This window comes from Dolichospermum compactum NIES-806 (assembly GCF_002368115.1).
Taxonomy (GTDB): Bacteria; Cyanobacteriota; Cyanobacteriia; order Cyanobacteriales; family Nostocaceae; genus Dolichospermum; species Dolichospermum compactum.
Map to the genome: position 1 here is coordinate 1,532,890 of NZ_AP018316.1, position 20,198 is coordinate 1,553,087.

Sequence of the window (20,198 nt, forward strand, 5' to 3'; positions counted from 1 at the left end):
CATTATTGCATCTGCCGTGAAAGCCTTTGATACTTTTGACGCTAATCTGCGAAAAAACCTGCTCATGTTATTTGCAGCGGGTCTGTCTTTCTGGTCAGGTTTGGCTTCATTATTGCCTACCTTACCCTTATATATTGAACATATTGGTGCAAGCAAACAAGAAATTGGCATTGTCATGGGTAGCTTTGCCATTGGGATGTTACTATGTCGCCCGTCAATGGGTGCTTTAGCAGATAATCGGGGTCGTAAAATAGTATTATTGATTGGAATGTCTGTGGCGGCGATCGCTCCTTTGGGATATTTATGTGTAAAATCAATTATCCCCCTCATGGTAATTCGTGCCTTTCATGGCATTAGTATCGCCGCTTTTGCCACAGCTTACATTGCCTTAGTCAGCGATTTAGCACCAGAACACCGTCGCGGTGAAGTCGTTGGTTACATGAGTTTGGTGAATCCTTTAGGTATGGGAATAGGTCCGGCTATAGGTGGATTTTTACAAGCAACTGCTGGTTATACACCATTATTTCTCTCATCTGCGGCTTTATGTTCCTTGGGTTTATTATGTATCATCCCCATTATTAATCCACCAATTGTCACCAAACCAACTAACAGTAAAAATTATAATTTCTGGCAAATATTAACTAGTCATCGGGTGCGGATTCCCGCTATCGTCTTACTCCTGAGTGGTTTGACTTTAGGTAGTTTGCATACTTTCATCTCCCTATTTATCAAATCAACCGGAGTTGATTTAAATCCAGGTTTATTTTTTACTGCGGCGGCTGTCTCCAGTTTTAGTTGTAGATTATTTACTGGTAAAGCTTCTGATAGATATGGAAGGGGTTTATTTGTCACCATGAGTTTGATAGCTTATACATTCTCTGTCATCTGCATTTGGCAAGCAAATAACTCTTTCATGTTTTTATTGGGAGCATTGATGGAAGGCGCTGCTTCTGGTACACTTATTCCCATGATTTCTGTATTGATGACAGATAGGGCGTTACCCCACGAACGCGGGAGAATATTTGGTGCTTCCTTAATGGGATTTGATATCGGTTTAGCGATCGCCGGTCCAATTCTTGGTACATTTGCCGAAACACTAGGTTATCGAGATATGTTTGGTTTGACTACAAGTTTAACCGTCATCGCCATGATCATCTTCATTACCCAGTCTAGCCGCAATATTCCTCAATCTCTGCGTTTTGCCCTTGGTCGCACAGAAGATATCTATGCCGTAAAATAACCGTAGGAGCGCAGGGCTTGCGCCCATATTCAGAAACCATTAAAAATGCACAAATTCCAAAAAAGGAACTTGTGCATTTAAAATCAGATAATGGGCGAGGAGGGATTCGAACCCCCGACACCGTGGTTCGTAGCCACGTGCTCTAGTCCACTGAGCTACACACCCTTGACTCACGAATTTCATAATAGCACACACTTTCCCAATGACGCAAGCTAATTTTCCAAATTCTTTTCCACTAACCCATTTGGATGCCCAAGGACAAGCTCAAATGGTTGATGTATCAGGCAAAATCGCCACAATTCGCCAAGCTGTAGCCACTGGTAAGGTACGAATGTTACCTGAGACATTCGCCGCTATTCAAGCCGGAAACACTCCCAAAGGCGACGTTTTAGCCACCGCGAGATTGGCCGGCATCATAGCTGCTAAACAGACAGCAAATTTAATTCCTCTTTGTCACCCCTTACCGTTGCAAAAAATTACCGTTGAGATTATCCCCGATGCCCAACTACCCGGTTATCAAATTGATGCCACCGTCAAAACCAAAGCAGAAACAGGTGTGGAAATGGAAGCTTTAACAGCGGTATCTATTGCCGCTTTAACTTTATATGATATGGCTAAAGCCTTAGAAAAATCAATTCAGATTGAAGGAATTCATTTAGTCAGTAAGACAGGTGGAAAGTCTGGAGATTGGGGATAGTTGACATTTGTTGAATAAATCAGTACACTATTACAAGGGAAATGCCGAAAACCCTTGGAGATGTAGCTGACTTAGGAAGCTACATCTGTGCTTTAGACAAGGGATGAAGGCTAGAGGCAGGATTTATCCTGCATTGATTTTAATCCATATTCGTGATACAACTATATTGTCACTAAAGACTTAAAAAGCTACCGAGGGACTCTCGGAAAGTTACGCTTGTCAGATATGATTTCGCCCGCCAAGTCCAACGAAATCAGGGCAAGAACCCAAATATTTAAGGCAGTGCCTGAAACTGGGATAACTGAGGGATATAGACTGAAACTCTCTATAGAATCTCCGCGTCTTTAGACCGGAGAGTGTCAAGAGCATTATCAATTTATTTGCTTTCCTGATTATTCTCATCGGCTTTTTTTGATGATGGAAACGATAGCGAAGATGATATTTTAAAAGTTTTGGGCGAATATAATTCACTACTACGTGGACTCATAAAAAATTGATATTTTTAACCCACGTAGGTGGGTTTTGCCTGTGTAGCTGCGATTTCTAATCGCCTTTTCAAACTCAAAAACTTGCGATTTTTAATCGCCTTTTCAAACTAAGATAATTCAGATTAAATAGGACTTACGCACGCTCACTAATTTACCATGATATGAATGAAGGAAATTGCGTCGTTTTCGGCTTTGGGAATAACTTATTGAGTAGGGTGCGTCAGATAGAGGGAATCTGTTTTTTTGTCAAAATATCGTGTCTGACGCACCCTACAAGGGATAAAATTTACGTCACATATTTAGGGAATCTTGTCAATGCGTAAATCCTATTAAATAAATTTACTCAAAAACTACAGTTCTATTTCCATAAACTAAAACGCGATTTTGTAAATGCAATCTTACCGCCCTTGCTAACACAATTCTCTCTAAATCTTTCCCTTTTCTAATTAAATCATTCACCTCATCTCGATGACTTACCCGCACCACATCCTGTTCAATAATCGGTCCTGCATCTAAGTCAGCAGTGGCATAATGGGCTGTTGCACCAATAATTTTCACACCTCTTTCAAAGGCCCGATGATAGGGATTAGCACCAATAAATGCTGGTAAAAATGAATGATGAATATTAATAATTTGGGGGAATTTTTCAATAAAATCTGCGCTAACTATTTGCATATATTTGGCTAAAACTACTAAATCAATTTTGTATTCATGCAGTAATTCTAGTTGTTTAGCTTCCTGTTCTTGTTTATTGTCCTTAGTAATAGGTAAGTAATGGTAATCAATACCAAATTGTGCAGCTATTGGTTGTAAATCAGGGTGATTACTCATAATTAAAGGAATCTCCGCATGAAATTCCTTAGCGCGATGTCTCCAAATTAAATCAAATAAACAATGATCTTGACGACTTACCCAAATAGCAATGCGGGGAAGAGTATCAGAAAAGTGTAATTCCCATTTTGCATTTAAGGGTTGAGCGAACACTTCGTGACGCTTCGCGAACGCATTAAAAGCAGGAGTAATTACATCTTTGGGTAAATTAAACCCTTTTAATTGCCATTCTATCCGCGTTAGAAATAGTCCAGCTTCAAAATCTGTATGTTGATCTGCATGAGTAATATTACCACCATTAGCATAAATGAAATTGGCAAATTTCGCTACCAATCCTCTTTGATCTGGACAAGAAATTAATAAAGTTGCTGTTTGTTTTGTCATGGAATTTTTGAAAGTTATTAGGACTTAGGCACGCTCACTAATTTACCATGATATGAATGAACGAAATTGCGTCGTTTTCGGCTTTGGGAATAACTTATTGAGTAGGGTGCGTCAGATAGAGGGAATCTGTTTTTTGTCAAAATATCGTGTCTGACGCACCCTACAAGGGATAAAATTTACGTCACATATTTGGGGAATCTTGTCAATGCGTAAATCCTAGTTATATTTCAGGTTTATTTGTTGGTTTCTACACCCACTTAAGTTCTAGGCTAATAGTCAAAGTTTACTTTAGTAAACTGGGGATTTTTTAGAATTTTTAGTCATCAAAAGACAACTTTTGCTATGAGACTGGGAATTAATTCCCAGTCGGGTTATTGACACTATTTGTAGGAGTTGGCGAAGTAAGGCTAGGCAATGGCTGTATATCAGTCTTTTCCGCTCGTTGTTTCCATTCAGATATATCTCGATTAACTGCATTCACAAAATCTTTAGACACTAACAATAAATTCATATTTTTGTTACCATCAGCTTGAGCATATAAAAATTGATTATTAAAATCACCTTTACCTAAAATCAATTGATGGCTTTGTTGATTTTTTAGTTTAACATCAATAGTAGCTACAGGTTTATCCAAACCGAACTCTGACAATTCAGTGGGTGAAACTGATACTGTTCTTTCACTTTTGCCCTTAACTAATAAATCCATTAAATAAGAAACAATTGCATCATTTGCTAGTGTTGATATGGGAGATTTTATTTCCCATTGAGGTTTTTCAGTTGTATTTCTTTTCTCTATTTGTAATGTTGTTTCTTTAAAATTAATTGTTAAAGATTGCACATCATCAGCATTAAAAGCGAAAATTTTCTGTTTTTGGGTTTTTATTTCTGTTTGCTGATTTTTACCTTTGATTTCATGAAAGTAGACAAAACTACCTAATCCCAAGGCTAAAAGTATTAAAATTAAAGTCGTTTTTGGTAATTTCATGTTGAATATTACTAAGTAGGTGGGCGTTAAAAATTGTCGTTGGGGCAAGGGAACAGGGAACAGGAAGAGAGTTTTGAGTGATTTTACTTTTCTTCACATACCTTTAAATTTTTCTGTTCACCTACTTAAATTATCTAATTAGTTAGAAATTAAAACCGCTTCTCGCCATTTTTGCACTGAGTTAATTATATAAATGCGATTGATATATTGTAACTGTTCCACCGCAATAATTTCTTCTCTGATTTTACCTTTTGCAAGTAAATCAGCGCGAAAAGTCCCTGCTAACAAACCGCATTTTACCGAAGGTGTTAGTAATTCTCCATTCAACTCTACCACAATGTTACCAATACAAGTTTCTGTGATTTCACCTCTTTCATTCCACAACAAAACATCATCGCAATCAGGAAAAGCAGCTTTTGCTGTTTCATAAACTTGGCGATTAGTCGTTTTATGATACAAAAATAGATTATTAGAGTCAACGGGTAAGCAACACATACCTAGTTTAACAACCTCCAGATTATTCACAGGATATAAAGGTATAGTTTGATGTGTAATCTCACCATGATAATCTAACAATAACCGTACTTTATAAGCTTGATTTGCAAATGTTTTTGTTAATTCATCTAATTGTTTTTTCAACTTATTAAGATCAACATTAAAATTAAAGTACATTGCTGATGCTTGCAACCGTTGTAAATGATAATCTAAAATAAAATAACCATGATTTGGTTGCCATAATATCGTTTCTAAAAGTGAAAAATCTGGTTGATTTAAGGTGAGAACTTGGGCTTTAATTTGACATTCTTGATATTCATCACTACTTACAGAATCCCAAACAATTCCTCCTCCGACTCCATACTCAGCTTGACTATTTTCCTTATCAATTAATACAGTCCGAATCGCCACATTAAATTGCGCTTGACGGTGAGGGCTAATAAATCCAATACATCCAGTATAAATGCGGCGCGGTGTATTTTCCAACTTCTGAATAATTTGCATAGTCCGGGCTTTAGGTGCGCCAGTAATAGACGCGCAGGGAAACAACGCCTCCATAATTTCACTTATGGAAGCTGTAGTTTTGGCTGTGACGGTGGATGTCATTTGCCAAACTGTGGGATATTTTTCAACATGGAATAAATTGGGAACTTTGACAGTATTAATATTAGCTATTCGTCCCATATCATTGCGAATCATATCCACAATCATCACATTTTCAGCGCGATTTTTTTCAGAAAAATGTAGTTGATTAGCAATATCATGATCTGTTGCTAATGTTAAACCTCTAGCTGCTGTTCCTTTCATGGGACGAGAAGTTAAATTATTACCGTCAAGATCAAAAAATAGTTCGGGGGAAGCGGAACAAATAGCAAAGTTATCAATGTCAATATAAGCCCCATAGTCTGCGTTTTGTGCTTGTACTAATTTGAGAAATAATTCCCAACTATCGCCACTAAAGGGCGCATTTAGTCGTAAGGTATAATTAACTTGATATGTTTCCCCCAAAGCAATATATTCTTTGATTTTACTAATGGACTGATGATATTCGGCTTCACTAACTGAAGGTTCCCAATTGAGTTGATATTCTGTCGGTAAGGTTGGTTTTGGTAATTCAATAATTTCTGGTTTTTTATATAATCCAAACCAAAGTAGGGGAAATGAACCGGGAGAATGGGTTTCTAGGACGGAATCAAAAGCTGTGGAAGCTTCATAACTAATGAAACCTGCTGCATACATTTGATGTTTGGCTATTAAATCATTTACAAGTTTCAATTTAGGAACAACTTGATCAATACTATCAGCTTTGATAATTTCATCGGGATTTTGAAAACAAAGCCAATGTTTTAATTTAGCATCATGAATTACTAATTTATTTTTCATCGGCGCTTCCACCAAATAATAAATCCTGTGATTAATCCAATTAAAGGCAATAAAAACACAGCAACTATTGTTAACCAATTAGCTTGAAGGGTTGATATAACAATGCGGCGATTTTTCGGTTCTTTAGGACGAATTGAGAGAAGTTGTTGATCTTGTTGACTTAACCAACTAACTGAGTTTAAAAATACATCTCCATTTAATTGTTGTTCAAATAAACCATCAACGGCAAAATTTGAATTTCCAAATACTACTAATCTGGATTCTTTAGTAGTAGGTTGAGAATTTATAGGAACTGGAACTGGTGTTGGTGAATTTGTGGGAATTGGTGTTGATAACTTTCTGGTTAATGCTACTCCTAAAGTTAAAGGTCCTTTTAGATCTTGACCTTCATTAAACTCTAATTTTTCACTTTTTTGATCACTTTCTGCCCAACTGTTGGGATAGGGTTTAGTTTTTAATAAAGCCATAGATTCGATACCAGAAACAGGATCAATTTCCAAAGGACGAGTTAAGGGATATACAGAAATATTTTTAGCAAAATCTTTAGTAATAGGATGTTGTCCATATTCTGTCACCAGAATAGCAGCGGGTCCTAGTTGTAAATTTGCGCCAGAAGTGTCAATAGCCAAACGATTATCTAAGCGTACACCCCAATCTTTTAAAATATTGTCTATTTTCGGGTTAGTATTGGGATTAATCATCAATAATAAGTTACCACCACGATTGAGATAATTTTGTAAAGCTGTAACTTCCCCTATCAATAATTCTTTTTTAGGTCCAGCGACAACGATAACAGCAGCATCATCAGGAACTTGTGGCTGTTCTGCTAAATTCAAAGCTGATGTGGTAAAGTTTTTATCGGTTAATGCTTTAATTGCTTGGGAAATTGCCCCTTTACTAGCTGTAAGTGGATGTTCACCATGACCTTGAAGAAAATAAACTTTAGCAGTTGTAGAACTGGTGATTTGTTGTAACCGATTAGTTAATTTTATTTCTGATAAACGTTCATTTTCATTAATTATCTGGACTAATTGCCGTTTGTTTTGAAATTCTAGATAAACTTCGCCATAATCTTTGACACCAAATTTTTCGGCTATTCCTGGCTTTAATTGAGGGTCAAGATACTCAAATTTGAATTTGTCACTTTGACGATGATAGTTATCTAATAATTCTCGATCTTGGAGATTTTGTTCTTTACTAAATAACCAAACTTTCATGGTTTCGGGTAAGTTACTGACTAATTCTCTTGATTGAGGGGATAGGGTAAATAATTGACTATCTGTTAAATCTAGGCGCAGGTGATAGCGAATACCTAAAAAGTTAATTAATCCTAAGATAACTAATACTGATAAGGTGGCGATAAGGGCGTTAGTACCAGATTGGGTGGAACGTTTTTGCCACCATTTACTTTGTTGGCTTTGGATGATTATCCAGAGGCTACAAATTACTAAACCTAGTATTGTTAATAATAAAGGGATTATTCCCCATTTTTCTGATATTAAACCAATGGTTAAGCCGGCAGCTAAAAAGAATGGTCCTAGCCAAAATACAAGTTGCCAAAGTTTATTTTTATTCATTAGAGAACGGGAAATAGTCGGATGAAATAAATACAATTTGGAGGAAACATACAAGACCAGGGAAACTTACAAGTGCGGGGAAACGCCTACTGACGTTGAAACCGGAGTGCATCAATTGATTGGGCGGTGAGAAAAATACCTAAGACAATGTAACTGGCAAATAAAATCAAGCCGCTAGTATCAAAAATGCCTTGAATTAGGGCATTATAATGTTTGAGAATGGATAAATGACTCACGGCTTCACCTATTTGTCCGGGAATGGCTTTGGCAATTAAATCAATAAATAATAGCAAAATGACGAGGGCAAAGGTGAGGACAGCCGATAATATTGTGCTGTCTGTTAAGGAAGAAATAAACATTCCTAAAGATAAAATTGCTGCTGCTAGTAGGAGTAGTCCTAAATGACCAAGTAGAGGAATTATGGGGGATATGGGAGGATTAGAATTGGATAATGCGATCGCCTCTAATCCCATTAAGGGTAAAATCATGGTTAAGAAAAAGGTCAATACGGCTAATAATTTACCCACAGCTACAGCCCAGTTGGTAATTGGTGATGTCGCTAGTAGTTCTAAAGTTCCCCGTTTACGTTCTTCGGCATAGAGTCCCATGGAGAGAATCGGTAATACAAATAACATTAACCACCCCATTCTATCTAAAAATGCCCGCACAAATTCGTAGGGAACATCTATTGTTGGGGCGGGAACTCCCATTTGTTGTCCTTGTAAATCATAAGCAGAAACCGTGACTAAAATTCCTTCTGGTCCTAACAAAATCATCACGAAAAATAACCCAGCTAAAAACCAAAATGCACTAGCTACTCCATAGGCTAATGGCGAAACAAAATAACTTTGTAGTTCTCGACGATAAATAGCAATAATGTTGGCGATAACTATACCCATTTACGCAGCTTCTCCTTCTTCAATTTCTGGGGTTATTTCCATTGGTAAATTCTTTTCTGCTGTAGTTAATTCTAAGAAAACATCTTCTAGTGTGGCATTGATCCGGCGCATTTCATATAAGTCAAATTCAGCCCGAATTAAAGCAGCAGTAATTTCTTTTCCTGGTTCTGTTCCTGGCTGCAATATTATTCTGAGGCAAGTATGATCTTCTGACAATTGCTGATGGTTAGGCATTAATTCTACTGAACTGACATCGGCTATATTTTGCAGCATTTGTTTAGCTAAAGCGGCATCTCCACCGATTTCTATTTCATATCCTGCCCCACCTGTTAACTGTGTCATCAAATTTTCTGGAGTATTAGTTGCGACTATTTGCCCTCGATTAATAATGGCAACTCGGCTACAGGTCATGCTCACTTCTGGGAGAATATGGGTAGACAAAATAATGGTGTGTGTTCCTGCTAAACTTTTAATTAAGTTCCGCACTTCGATAATTTGCCGAGGGTCAAGGCCAACTGTAGGTTCATCAAGTATAATAGCTGGAGGATCATGAACGATCGCCTGGGCAATCCCCACTCTTTGCCGATAACCTTTAGAAAGTTTACGAATAATAACTTTGCGCTTGTCTTCTAAGTTACAACGGTTAATAGCTGCTGTTACCTTTGTCCGGCGATCGCCTGAAGAAACTCCCTTAATCCGAGCGACAAAGTGTAAAAAACCCTCCACAGTCATCTCTGGATATAATGGAGGAGTTTCTGGTAAGTAACCAATCCGCTGTCGCACCAATAGAGAATGATCATGAACATCATAACCTGCAATCTTGGCTGTCCCACTTGTAGCAGGTAAATAACCAGCTAAAATTCGCATAGTTGTGGTTTTACCAGCCCCGTTGGGTCCCAAAAAACCTAAAATTTCCCCTGGTTCAACACTAAAGGTAACATCCGTAATTGCCGTTGTAGAACCGTAAATTTTACTCAGATGTTCAACTTCAATCATTTGTCAAATTACTAATCATGAGAATACCCACACAATCTTAGCGAAAGAATGGGTAATTAGCTTCGACAGCAACAAAAAAGCGATGAGCAATAAATAAAATCCCCGACTTCTGAGAGAAGTCGGGGATCTGACTCGTAAAATCAAAAGAGCGATCGCCTAATAAGTAATTGGACAAAATTAATTACACAAAAATCTGGGCTGAAATCCTTAACTGGCAAAGAATTGGTAAATAACCAATATGTAATTAATTCTGTCGTGGTACTTATAAATTGATCATAGATCAATTACCAAATCAACCTGTATACCATTCTGGAGTCAGCTTCTCTGTATCAGCAACAGGAGTTTCAGTAGCTAGAGTTCCATTCATAGTCCAGGTTTTATCTGCGGATGTTTGTTGATCACGCCAGTAAATATCAGTCTTACCATCACCATTGAAATCGCCCAAAGATGCTGTCAAACCAGGAGTATTGCTAGGTAGGAAAGCTTCAGAACTTACCGCTGTACCATCCATCAACCAAGCAGTATTTGCACCACTAGCTGCATTGTGCCAGAAGATATCAGTTTTACCATCGCCATTGAAATCGCCAATTCTCGCACTCCAATCTGTACCCAATGTGCTGACAACACCTTCAGTCACAAAAACGCCATTCATTGTCCAAATCTTATTCTCGCCTGTAGCGGTATTGCGCCACAGAACATCAGTTTTGAAGTCGCCGTTAAAATCACCCAGAGTAGAAGTCCAAGAAGCATCTTGAGATTGGAGATCATACTTAGTGGCTTGGCTACCATCCATAAACCAAGCGGTATTTGCACCTGTGGTGGAATTGCGCCAGAAGATGTCACTCTTACCATTACCATCAAAATCAACAATGGTAGCAGTCAATCCTGGTGCTGTAGTTTCTAGAACATTCGCACTAACTACTGTTGTCCCATCCATTTGCCAAATAGCATTTTCACCGGTAGTAGCATTATTCCAGAAAATATCAGTTTTGCGATCGCCATTGAAATCGCCAATATTAGCACTCCAACCTGGATCAACTCGATCTAAAGCCAAGTAACTGGAAACTTTTGCGCCATCCATCAGCACAATCACATTATCACCAGTTGTCTTATTGCGTAATAAGAAATCAGTCTTATTATCGCTATTAAAATCAGCAGTTTTATATTCCCAGGTATTTAAGTCATAATTACCCAAAGAAGCCTGTTCTAAAACTTGAGTTCCGTTCATCAAGCGAACTAAAATTTCACCAGTTTGAGCATTTACCCAAAGTTTATCTGTTTTCCCATCACCATTGAAATCAGGAACAATTGCTGCACTGGTTAAATAAGGATTAGGATTAGGGTTAGCACTGCCTCCAATGGGAATTTGAGCTAATGGATTTGTTGGTATTAATGGGTCTTCTTGTGCTGTAATAGAAGAACTTCTACCGCCAAAAGGTGGAGCATTTAAATCTGTGCTTAGTGGTGATGCTTGCTCGATTTTATTTTGAGCTTGTAAACCGTAATTTCTTGTATCTAAAGATAATTGATCAGGCATGACTTGTTTTTATGACTTATTAATATCCATTTTTAATTTGATTTATATAAAGATTCTGTAAACAACAAACATTTGTTTAATTATTTTTATTCAATGTCATTATTTATAGACATTTACATAATGTTCATCAACACTAACTTTTAATTTTGAAAGTAATATCTAAACAATCAAAAAATATTTTATATTCTGTTTATCAATGTCATCATTTAAAAATGAAATCCTATTTTCCTGACATAGGAATTACTAAAAATCTGTCGTAGGGTGCGTCAGACGCATAAATTTTGCAAATAAACAGATTATTGATATCTGACGCACCTTACCAATGTGCCAGTTGCGTAAGTCCTGTAACCATCTCATCCCGAAAAGTCCTCATGGATTGTCAAGGAAATTAAAAATTGGTTAAAATAACTGAAATTAGCAATTTTCCTGACAACATTTATCAGTAGTCTATAATTGTTAAAGCCAAAAACAACACTATCAATAAATCAACTATGCAAACAGAATATCGGCAACGTCGTGAGCAGTTAATGGCGAAAATAGGCAGCGGTACAGCGATTTTCAGAAGTGCGCCAACAGCAGTCATGCACAACGATGTTGAGTATATTTATCGTCAAGATAGTGATTTCTTTTACTTAACTGGCTTTAATGAAGCTCAAGCAGTCGCAGTCTTAGCACCCCATCATCCAGAACATCGGTTTATATTATTTGTGCAACCCAAAGATCGGGAAAAGGAAGTTTGGAGTGGTTATCGTTGTGGAATAGATGCAGCGAAAGAGTTTTATGGTGCAGACGTAGCTTATCCCATTGCGGAGTTAGATGAGAAGTTACCCCAATATTTAGAAAAAGCCAATTGTATTTATTATCATTTAGGACGCGATCGCAATTTTAACGACAAAATTCTTAAACATTATCAAAGTTTACTGCGAACCTATCCCAAACGCGGTACAGGACCTACATCCATTACTGATCCTAGTACTGTCCTCAACAATATGAGGCTATATAAAAGCAAGATAGAATTAGACTTAATGCGTCAAGCTGTAGAAATTGCCGTAGAAGCTCATAATTATGCTTTACAAACCACCGCACCAGGACGTTATGAATATGAAATCCAAGCCGAAATAGAACATATTTTCCGTTTACGGGGTGGCATGGGTCCAGCTTATCCTTCCATAGTCGCATCAGGTAAGAATGCTTGCGTACTGCATTACATCGAAAACAAATGTCAAATGCAAGAAAATGATTTACTCTTGATTGATGCTGGTTGCGCTTATAGTTATTACAATTCTGATATTACCCGCACATTTCCTATTAATGGTAAGTTCACACCAGAACAAAAAGCATTATATGAAATAGTATTAGCAGCACAAAAACAGGCAATAGCAGAAGTAAAACCGGGTAATTCCTTCCACGCACCTCATAATGCAGCCGTGCGGATATTGACAGAAGGATTAGTCGAACTGGGTTTACTCAAGGGAGAAATTGATAAATTAATCGCAGAGGAAAAATATAAACCCTTTTATATGCACCGCACCAGTCATTGGTTAGGTTTAGATGTCCATGATGTGGGAGTTTATCAACATGGAGAAAATCCCCAAACCTTACAACCTGGTCAAGTGCTAACCATAGAACCAGGACTTTATATAGTCCCCGACACAAAACCCGCGGAAGACCAACCGGAAATTGACCCCCGTTGGGTAGGAATTGGGATTCGGATTGAAGATGACGTATTAGTTACCGCAGAAGGAAATGAGGTTTTAACAGCGGGAGTTCCCAAGGAAATCAAGGATTTAGAAAAATAGTAGGAGACTTGCAAATAAAAAAATATTCCAAAATTTAAGCAGTGTGAAACTATAAATATGCAAATTACACCTTCGGTGTGAAAATGTTTTGGTGGCTGTTAATAACAGTTACCCCAAAATTGATAGGTTGTTAGAGGAGTGTTAAGGAAAATGTCTATCACTATCACTGTTTTATCTAATTATCGGTTTCCGTCCCGGAATTTTGGGAAAGTATTATCTTTGAGTATATTTCTCAGCGCGATTTTTATTTTACCTGCATCAGCACAAGAAAAATTATGGCGAACTTTAACTGTAACTGGCAAGGGAGTAGAAACAATTTCGACAACCTTATCCCAAATTAATTTGGGTGTAGAAGTTCAAGGAAAATCCGCTGAAGATGCTCAAAAAGAAGCGGCTCGCAGATCATCGGCTGTGGTAGCATTGCTAAAAAAACGCAATGTGGAAAAATTGACAACTACAGGAATTCGCCTCAACCCAGTTTATAGCTACAGTAATAATGTTCAACGCATTACTGGTTATACTGCTAGTAATACAGTGAGCTTCCGCATTCCTACAGATAAAGCCGGAACTTTGTTGGATGATGCGGTGAAAGCTGGAGCGACACAAATTAATGGTGTAAGTTTTATCGCTAGTGATGAAGCGATCGCCAGCGCCCAAAAACAAGCCCTAAAAAAAGCTATCCAGGATGCTCAAGAACAAGCGGAAACAGTTCTTAGCACCTTAAAGTTAGAAGAAAAAGACATTATTAGTATTCAAATTAATGGTGCAACCCCACCGCCACCACCCATGCTGTACCTGGCTGAAGCTGCTAAAGCCAATATCACAGCTGCTTCTACTCCTGTAGTTGCCGGTGAACAAGAAGTACAGGCATCAGTAACATTGCAAATTAGCTATTAGTCATTGGTCATTGGTCAGTGGTCAGTTGTCAGTTGTTACCAATGACCACTGACCACTGACAACAAATTAGAAATTATCTGGGGACATATCAGACATCCCACCTTCACTATCACGCTTAGAACCTAATAAATCTAGCTGGTCTACTAAAATGACTGGTTTTGAACGATTAACACCAGTTTGGCGATCGCTCCAAGTATCAAATCGCAAAGAACCTTTAACTCCAATCAAACCACCTTTACGGACATAATTACCAGCAACTTCCGCAGTTTTTCCCCAAAGTTCTAGATTAAACCAGTCTGGTTTATCATTGTTACGCGATCTTCTATTTACAGCTAGTGTCAATTGACATAAAACTTTGCCCGACTCAAAATATTTCATGTCTGGGTCGCCGCCGACACGACCAACAAGAGTGACAACATTAATGCTCATGGTTTTTATTTCCTAGTATTTTTGTATTGTATTATTCCGAATTCTATAATAACTAATTGTGAAATGATTAAAAATATGTTAGAATCACAACAGTTAACTCCCGCCAAAATTCAAAAAATACTTGACAGTTAAAAAAAATTATACGGTTATACTGAGTGACCTTGAGAAGATAGAACTTAAGATTCATGACAATAAACTCAAGATTGACAAAAGCTAGATAGAAAAATACTCTAGTTTACTGGAGTCAGGCAACCAAATATCATGGCATCTATCAATATTAACTCTTATCTTTGTAGTCAAAAGTAGTGTAAATAGGGGCATGGAGAAGCGTGGGTCTTTTCAATTTTAATTTTCGTCCATCCTGGGATATGGGTATCGACCTCGGTACAGCCAACACCCTAGTTTACGTATCTGGTAAAGGGATTGTCCTGCAAGAACCTTCCGTCGTTGCCATTGATCAAAATCTGAAAGTGGCACTGGCAGTGGGGGAAGAGGCTAAAAAAATGCTCGGACGCACACCGGGGAACGTCGTTGCCCTGCGTCCCCTGCGTGACGGTGTGATCGCTGACTTTGATACCGCTGAATTGATGCTAAAAAGCTTTATTCAACGGGTAAATGAAGGGAGATCCCTAATGTTGCCCCGCATTGTCATTGGCATCCCCAGTGGTGTCACTGGAGTAGAAAGACGGGCTGTTATGGATGCAGCCACCCAAGCTGGTGCTAGAGAAGTATATTTGATTGATGAGCCAGTTGCAGCAGCAATTGGTGCAGGACTGCCAGTGGCAGAACCTACTGGTAATATGATTATTGACATCGGTGGGGGGACAACAGAAGTAGCGGTATTAAGTCTTCAAGGAACAGTAATCAGCGAATCAGTACGTATTGCTGGAGATGAATTAACTGAAGCTATTACTCAGTATATGAAGAAAATTCATAACCTGGTAATTGGTGAACGCACGGCAGAAGATATTAAGATTAAAATAGGTTCTGCCTATCCGACCGCAGACGATAATGATAGTGTAATGGAAGTTCGAGGCTTGCATTTACTGTCTGGTTTACCCAGAACTGTCACCATCAAAGGCCCGGAAATTCGGGAAAGTATGGTAGAGCCTCTAGCGGTAATTATCGAAGCAGTTAGGCGAACACTGGAACGGACACCGCCCGAACTGGCAGCAGACATTATTGATCGTGGGATCATGTTAGCAGGGGGTGGTGCATTGCTAAAAGGGTTAGATACATTGATTAGTCATGAGACAGGTCTTGTTACCCACATAGCCGCTGATCCTTTAAGCTGTGTAGTTCTGGGAACAGGTCGCGTATTAGAAAACTTCAAACAATTGGAGAGAGTATTCAGCGGACGTTCTCGCAATATGTAATAGTAATTAGTAAGTTAGGAATATATGGGTTCTGTATTTATTCATAACTATAGAATCCATTATTTTCAGTAAAACTACATGAGATTTGAGTTCAAAATTTAATGAAGTGCAGGATCTAAATTCAAAGCCAGACAGCAAGCCAGTTTTACTGCTTCTTCCTTCTGACTCCTGACTCCTAAATAATTTATAAAATATATAACAGGTTATTATGTTTACTTTAAAACGCTGGTGGGAATACAAAGGATTACAGATAGGATTATTAGCCTTAGTTGTAGGTAGTGCTTGGACACTTAGAGAGACAAAAGGGGCATTGTTACGGGAAATTTACCAAGGAATAACTAGTCCATTACAGATGCTACAGTCAGGAGCAATTCCTGAACAAAATATTAAAGATGCAAGATTTTTAGAATTACAAACTCGCATTGTTGAGTTAGAAAGCCAAAATCAGAAATTAAAAAATTTACTGGGCTATGTAGAGAAACAAACCTCGCCACAAAAGCCAATTATTGCCAGGGTGGTAGGACGCAGTGCAGATCATTGGTGGCAACAGGTGATTTTGAATCGGGGGACTGCATCAGGCATTCAAGAAGGTTCTATTGTTAAAGCCGACGGTGGATTGGTCGGTTTAGTAGATAGTGTAACAACTAATACTAGCAGTGTCTTGTTAGTAAGTGATTTAAAGAGTCAAGTAGGCGTAACTATAAGCCGCACATCAGCTAAAGGAGTTTTACAAGGTGATGCTTCCGCTGAAGGGGTATTAGAGTTTTATGAAAAAGTTCCTAATGTTAAAATAGGCGACTTAGTATCTACTTCTACTTATAGTCAGAAGTTCCCGGCTGGTTTAGCCATAGGGAAAATTAAATCCTTGGATTTAAAGAAACTCCCAGCCTCAATAGCCAAAGTAGAGTTATTCCCCCCAATTCGGTACTTAGATTGGGTAACTGTTTATCCTCAACAAGACAAACAAGATTTAGAAACTCCGAATGTGATCAAATGATGAATATGTAACCTAACCTACCCCTGTCATAGCAGATTAGGTTGGTTGTAATAAAAATTTATATTCAGAATCATTCACTTATTCAAACTGGTATCCTAGAGTATTAGTCAAATACTAGGACAACACGGCGTAAATAACCCAACCATTCTAAATCAATAAACAGCCTATACTATCCTCGTTTTGACTTTTGACTTTTGACGAACGCCCTGCAGTAATAGGGGTTTATTTAGGGTATCCTAGATGCGTATCCTCAATGGTCTTCTCTTGAAGTATTGATAATCCTCTGAAATTATCCCTACAGTTGAGCAAAGAATCTATTGATGAAGATATAACTACCCAAAATCCTATACCGTACCTCTTTAGGAGTAAAATTGGATATTATCTAGTTCAGAATCCTGTTACTAGGTCAATTTTATTGCTAAATTTTGATCAGACAACATATTTACAACTCTCAGAGGTGAAACCAGTTAAATAATTCGGTTCTCTACTTGGATATTTTGTCCAAATTTTGGCTTTAAAAGAGGTAAGATAATGGCTATACATAATTATGTACCTCAAAGATATTAGCGAAATTACCACTTGATAATTGCTATAATCTATTCTTCCCTCTAACATTCTTATCTATTATTAGGTGTAAATTTTTATGGGTTCTCCAATGAATCGTCTGTCTATTTTTGTAGACGGAAACAATATGTTCTATGCTCAACAGAAAAATGGTTGGTTTTTTGACCCCCGGCGCGTTTTAGAATATTTCAAATACGAACAGTCAGACACTACATTAATCAATGCTTTCTGGTACACTGGATTAAAAGACCCTCAAGACCAACGAGGTTTTCGAGATGCACTCATCAGCTTGGGATATACAGTCCGCACGAAAATTCTCAAAGAGTATTATGATGATGCTTCGGGTCGTTACTCTCAAAAAGCGAATTTAGATATTGAAATTGTCGTTGATATGTTTAATACAGTAGATCAATATGACAGAGTTGTATTATTTAGCGGAGATGGTGATTTTGAAAGGGCTATCGAATTATTACGATCTAAGAATACTCATATTACAGTAGTATCCACTGAGGGCATGATAGCCAGGGAATTACGTAATGCTACTGATAGATATATAGATTTGAATGATATTAGAGATAGAATAGAAAAAACTGACGGTTAACTCAGCTTAGTATTTATTTACAAATCTCAAAGTTAAAAACTATCATTTCACAGTTTCAATTACTTTATTAAGCAAGAATTTAGGAATTAGAAGTCGGTGATGATGATAAATTCTCTAGGACTGACAAATCAAACCAAATTTGATTAATTCTAATTCCTTGATATTCTTTTATTCAGCCCACTCTCAAAACTAACAGAGGTTAAGCTAATGAGCAACCAAACCGATAGAATTATCATCTTTGACACCACATTGCGTGATGGAGAACAGTGTCCTGGAGCAACTCTCAACATAGACGAAAAGCTAGTTATTGCTAAACAACTAGCACGTTTAGGAGTAGATATTATTGAGGCTGGTTTTGCTTTTGCTAGTCCTGGGGATTTTGAAGCAGTGAGCAAAATTGCCCAAACTGTGGGGACAGAAAATGGTCCGGTAATTTGTAGTTTGGCTAGAGCCAGACATGATGATATTAAGGCGGCTGCGGAGGCTATCAAACCTGCTGCTAAAGGGAGAATTCATACTTTTATTGCTACCTCTGATATTCACCTGCAATATAAGTTGAAAAAGACTAGACCAGAAGTGGTGGCGATCGCTGAAGAAATGGTAGCCTATGCTAAAAGCTTCACCGATGATGTCGAATTTTCTCCTGAAGATGCGGGACGTTCTGATCCAGAATTTTTGTATGAAGTTTTGGAAAGGGCGATCGCAGCCGGAGCAACAACTGTTAATATTCCTGATACCGTAGGATACACCACACCCAGCGAATTTGGCGCAATCATTAGAGGCATTACTGAAAATGTCCCCAACATTGACAAAGCCATTATTTCCGTTCACGGACACAATGATTTAGGTTTAGCAGTTGCTAACTTTTTGGAAGCTGTCAAAAACGGCGCTCGGCAACTAGAATGTACCATCAATGGCATTGGTGAAAGAGCCGGCAATGCCGCCTTAGAAGAATTAGTCATGGCCTTGCACGTCCGCAGACAATATTTTAATCCCTTCTTGGGACGCGCTGAAAATTCTGAAGCATCACTCACGAATATTGACACCAAACAACTCTATAAAACCTCCCGTTTGGTTTCCAATTTAACCGGAATGTTGGTGCAACCAAATAAAGCCATTGTCGGTGCAAATGCCTTTGCTCATGAGTCTGGAATTCACCAAGATGGGGTATTGAAAAACAAACTCACCTATGAGATTATGGATGCCCAATTGATTGGTTTATCAGACAATCAAATAGTATTGGGTAAACATTCTGGCAGAAATGCTTTTCGTACCCGCTTGAAAGAATTGGGTTTTGAACTATCAGAAACAGAATTGAATAAAGCCTTCGTCAAATTCAAAGACGTAGCAGACAAAAAGAAAGAAATCTCTGATTGGGATTTGGAAGCGATTGTCAATGACGAAATCCAACAAGCACCAGAGTTATTCCGGGTAGAGTTGGTACAGGTTTCCTGTGGTAGTAATACTCAACCCACCGCTACAGTAACACTCCGCACTCCCAACGGAGAAGAATTAACTGATGCAGCCATTGGGACAGGTCCAGTAGATGCGGTGTACAAAGCCATCAATAGGGTAGTGAATGTACCGAATGAGTTGATTGAGTTTTCTGTGCAATCTGTCACCGGAGGAATTGACGCTTTAGGAGAAGTAACAATTCGCCTACGCCATGAATCCCTTGTATTTTCAGGTCATGCAGCCAATACAGATATTATTGTGGCATCTGCTCAGGCTTATATAAATGCACTAAATAGATTGTTTTCATCTTTACAGCAAGAAGTGAATGAAAAAGTCACAGCATAGCAGGTATAGAGACGAGAATCCCTACCCAGGGAACGTCTCTACTGTTGAATTGATTCCAGCGACTGAGATAAAACTTCTTGTTCATTGACCAAAAAGACGGGACAGAAGCCCCGTCCTTCCAGGACGGCTTTATGCTAAAATATGGTTATAGTCGCCATAGGGCATTGGGAGACTTTAAACGGACATGGAGGGACGATAAGACCACTTGTGGCGTGTTCTGGTG

17 protein-coding genes and 1 tRNA gene are annotated in these 20,198 nt (G+C 38.2%); 8 read left to right on the top strand and 10 right to left on the bottom strand.

Translation table 11 applies throughout. From position 1 onward, the window contains the following. Positions 1 to 16: 16 nt before the first annotated feature. Positions 17 to 1,240 (top strand): MFS transporter, encoded by a 1,224-nt coding sequence (locus CA730_RS07505; protein ID WP_096665800.1) that lies wholly within the window; start codon positions 17 to 19, stop codon positions 1,238 to 1,240. A gap of 91 nt (positions 1,241 to 1,331) precedes the next feature. Here CA730_RS07505 and CA730_RS07510 read toward each other — a convergent pair. Further along, a tRNA-Arg gene (locus CA730_RS07510) sits at positions 1,332 to 1,405 on the bottom strand. A 37-nt stretch (positions 1,406 to 1,442) separates the two neighbouring features. Here CA730_RS07510 and moaC point away from each other — a divergent pair. Continuing rightward, positions 1,443 to 1,937: a cyclic pyranopterin monophosphate synthase MoaC gene (moaC, locus tag CA730_RS07515; RefSeq protein ID WP_096665803.1), complete on the top strand. Its 495-nt coding sequence runs from the start codon at positions 1,443 to 1,445 to the stop codon at positions 1,935 to 1,937. An 827-nt stretch (positions 1,938 to 2,764) separates the two neighbouring features. Here moaC and purU read toward each other — a convergent pair. The 8 genes from purU to CA730_RS07550 form a co-directional block, all read right to left on the bottom strand. Further along, the gene (purU, locus tag CA730_RS07520; protein ID WP_096665806.1) at positions 2,765 to 3,640 is read right to left on the bottom strand and encodes a formyltetrahydrofolate deformylase; all 876 of its coding nucleotides are present in this window, start codon (positions 3,638 to 3,640) and stop codon (positions 2,765 to 2,767) included. 355 nt (positions 3,641 to 3,995) lie between these two features. Continuing rightward, on the bottom strand, positions 3,996 to 4,625 hold the full coding sequence (locus CA730_RS07525; protein ID WP_096665809.1) for a DUF4340 domain-containing protein: 630 nt from the start codon (positions 4,623 to 4,625) through the stop codon (positions 3,996 to 3,998). 138 nt (positions 4,626 to 4,763) lie between these two features. Beyond that, complete coding sequence (gene pabB / locus CA730_RS07530; RefSeq protein ID WP_096665812.1) at positions 4,764 to 6,503, bottom strand: aminodeoxychorismate synthase component I; 1,740 nt, start codon at positions 6,501 to 6,503, stop codon at positions 4,764 to 4,766. Further along, positions 6,500 to 8,080 (bottom strand): GldG family protein, encoded by a 1,581-nt coding sequence (locus CA730_RS07535; protein ID WP_096665816.1) that lies wholly within the window; start codon positions 8,078 to 8,080, stop codon positions 6,500 to 6,502. The genes pabB and CA730_RS07535 overlap by 4 nt, the downstream gene beginning before the upstream one ends. A gap of 86 nt (positions 8,081 to 8,166) precedes the next feature. Beyond that, on the bottom strand, positions 8,167 to 8,979 hold the full coding sequence (locus tag CA730_RS07540) for an ABC transporter permease (RefSeq protein ID WP_096665819.1): 813 nt from the start codon (positions 8,977 to 8,979) through the stop codon (positions 8,167 to 8,169). Next, positions 8,980 to 9,975 carry an ABC transporter ATP-binding protein gene (locus CA730_RS07545; protein ID WP_096665822.1) on the bottom strand — a complete coding sequence of 332 codons (996 nt, stop codon included), beginning with the start codon at positions 9,973 to 9,975 and terminating at the stop codon, positions 8,980 to 8,982. A 37-nt stretch (positions 9,976 to 10,012) separates the two neighbouring features. Continuing rightward, a complete protein-coding gene (locus CA730_RS24195) occupies positions 10,013 to 10,150 on the bottom strand; it encodes a hypothetical protein (protein WP_157749928.1) in 138 nt (45 codons plus the stop codon). Positions 10,151 to 10,267: 117 nt separating this feature from the next. After that, positions 10,268 to 11,512: an FG-GAP repeat domain-containing protein gene (locus tag CA730_RS07550; RefSeq protein ID WP_096665825.1), complete on the bottom strand. Its 1,245-nt coding sequence runs from the start codon at positions 11,510 to 11,512 to the stop codon at positions 10,268 to 10,270. A gap of 491 nt (positions 11,513 to 12,003) precedes the next feature. Here CA730_RS07550 and CA730_RS07555 point away from each other — a divergent pair, with 491 nt between their 5' ends. Continuing rightward, a complete protein-coding gene (locus CA730_RS07555; protein WP_096665828.1) occupies positions 12,004 to 13,311 on the top strand; it encodes an aminopeptidase P N-terminal domain-containing protein in 1,308 nt (435 codons plus the stop codon). Positions 13,312 to 13,467: 156 nt separating this feature from the next. Continuing rightward, a complete protein-coding gene (locus CA730_RS07560) occupies positions 13,468 to 14,208 on the top strand; it encodes an SIMPL domain-containing protein (RefSeq protein WP_407919799.1) in 741 nt (246 codons plus the stop codon). Between the two features lie 66 nt (positions 14,209 to 14,274). Here CA730_RS07560 and CA730_RS07565 read toward each other — a convergent pair whose 3' ends face one another. Next, positions 14,275 to 14,637, bottom strand: coding sequence for a single-stranded DNA-binding protein (locus CA730_RS07565; protein ID WP_096665835.1), 363 nt, complete (start codon positions 14,635 to 14,637; stop codon positions 14,275 to 14,277). Positions 14,638 to 15,005: 368 nt separating this feature from the next. Between CA730_RS07565 and CA730_RS07570 the strand changes: the two genes are divergently transcribed. The 4 genes from CA730_RS07570 to CA730_RS07585 all read left to right on the top strand — a co-directional run bounded on the left by CA730_RS07570 (position 15,006) and on the right by CA730_RS07585 (position 19,975). Next, positions 15,006 to 16,013, top strand: a complete 1,008-nt coding sequence (locus CA730_RS07570; protein ID WP_096665838.1) for a rod shape-determining protein — start codon at positions 15,006 to 15,008, stop codon at positions 16,011 to 16,013. A 208-nt stretch (positions 16,014 to 16,221) separates the two neighbouring features. Further along, positions 16,222 to 17,010 (top strand): rod shape-determining protein MreC, encoded by a 789-nt coding sequence (gene mreC, locus CA730_RS07575; RefSeq protein WP_096665841.1) that lies wholly within the window; start codon positions 16,222 to 16,224, stop codon positions 17,008 to 17,010. 643 nt (positions 17,011 to 17,653) lie between these two features. Further along, on the top strand, positions 17,654 to 18,175 hold the full coding sequence (locus CA730_RS07580; RefSeq protein ID WP_027402274.1) for a LabA-like NYN domain-containing protein: 522 nt from the start codon (positions 17,654 to 17,656) through the stop codon (positions 18,173 to 18,175). Positions 18,176 to 18,382: 207 nt separating this feature from the next. After that, on the top strand, positions 18,383 to 19,975 hold the full coding sequence (locus tag CA730_RS07585) for a 2-isopropylmalate synthase (RefSeq protein WP_096665844.1): 1,593 nt from the start codon (positions 18,383 to 18,385) through the stop codon (positions 19,973 to 19,975). Positions 19,976 to 20,198: the final 223 nt, after the last annotated feature.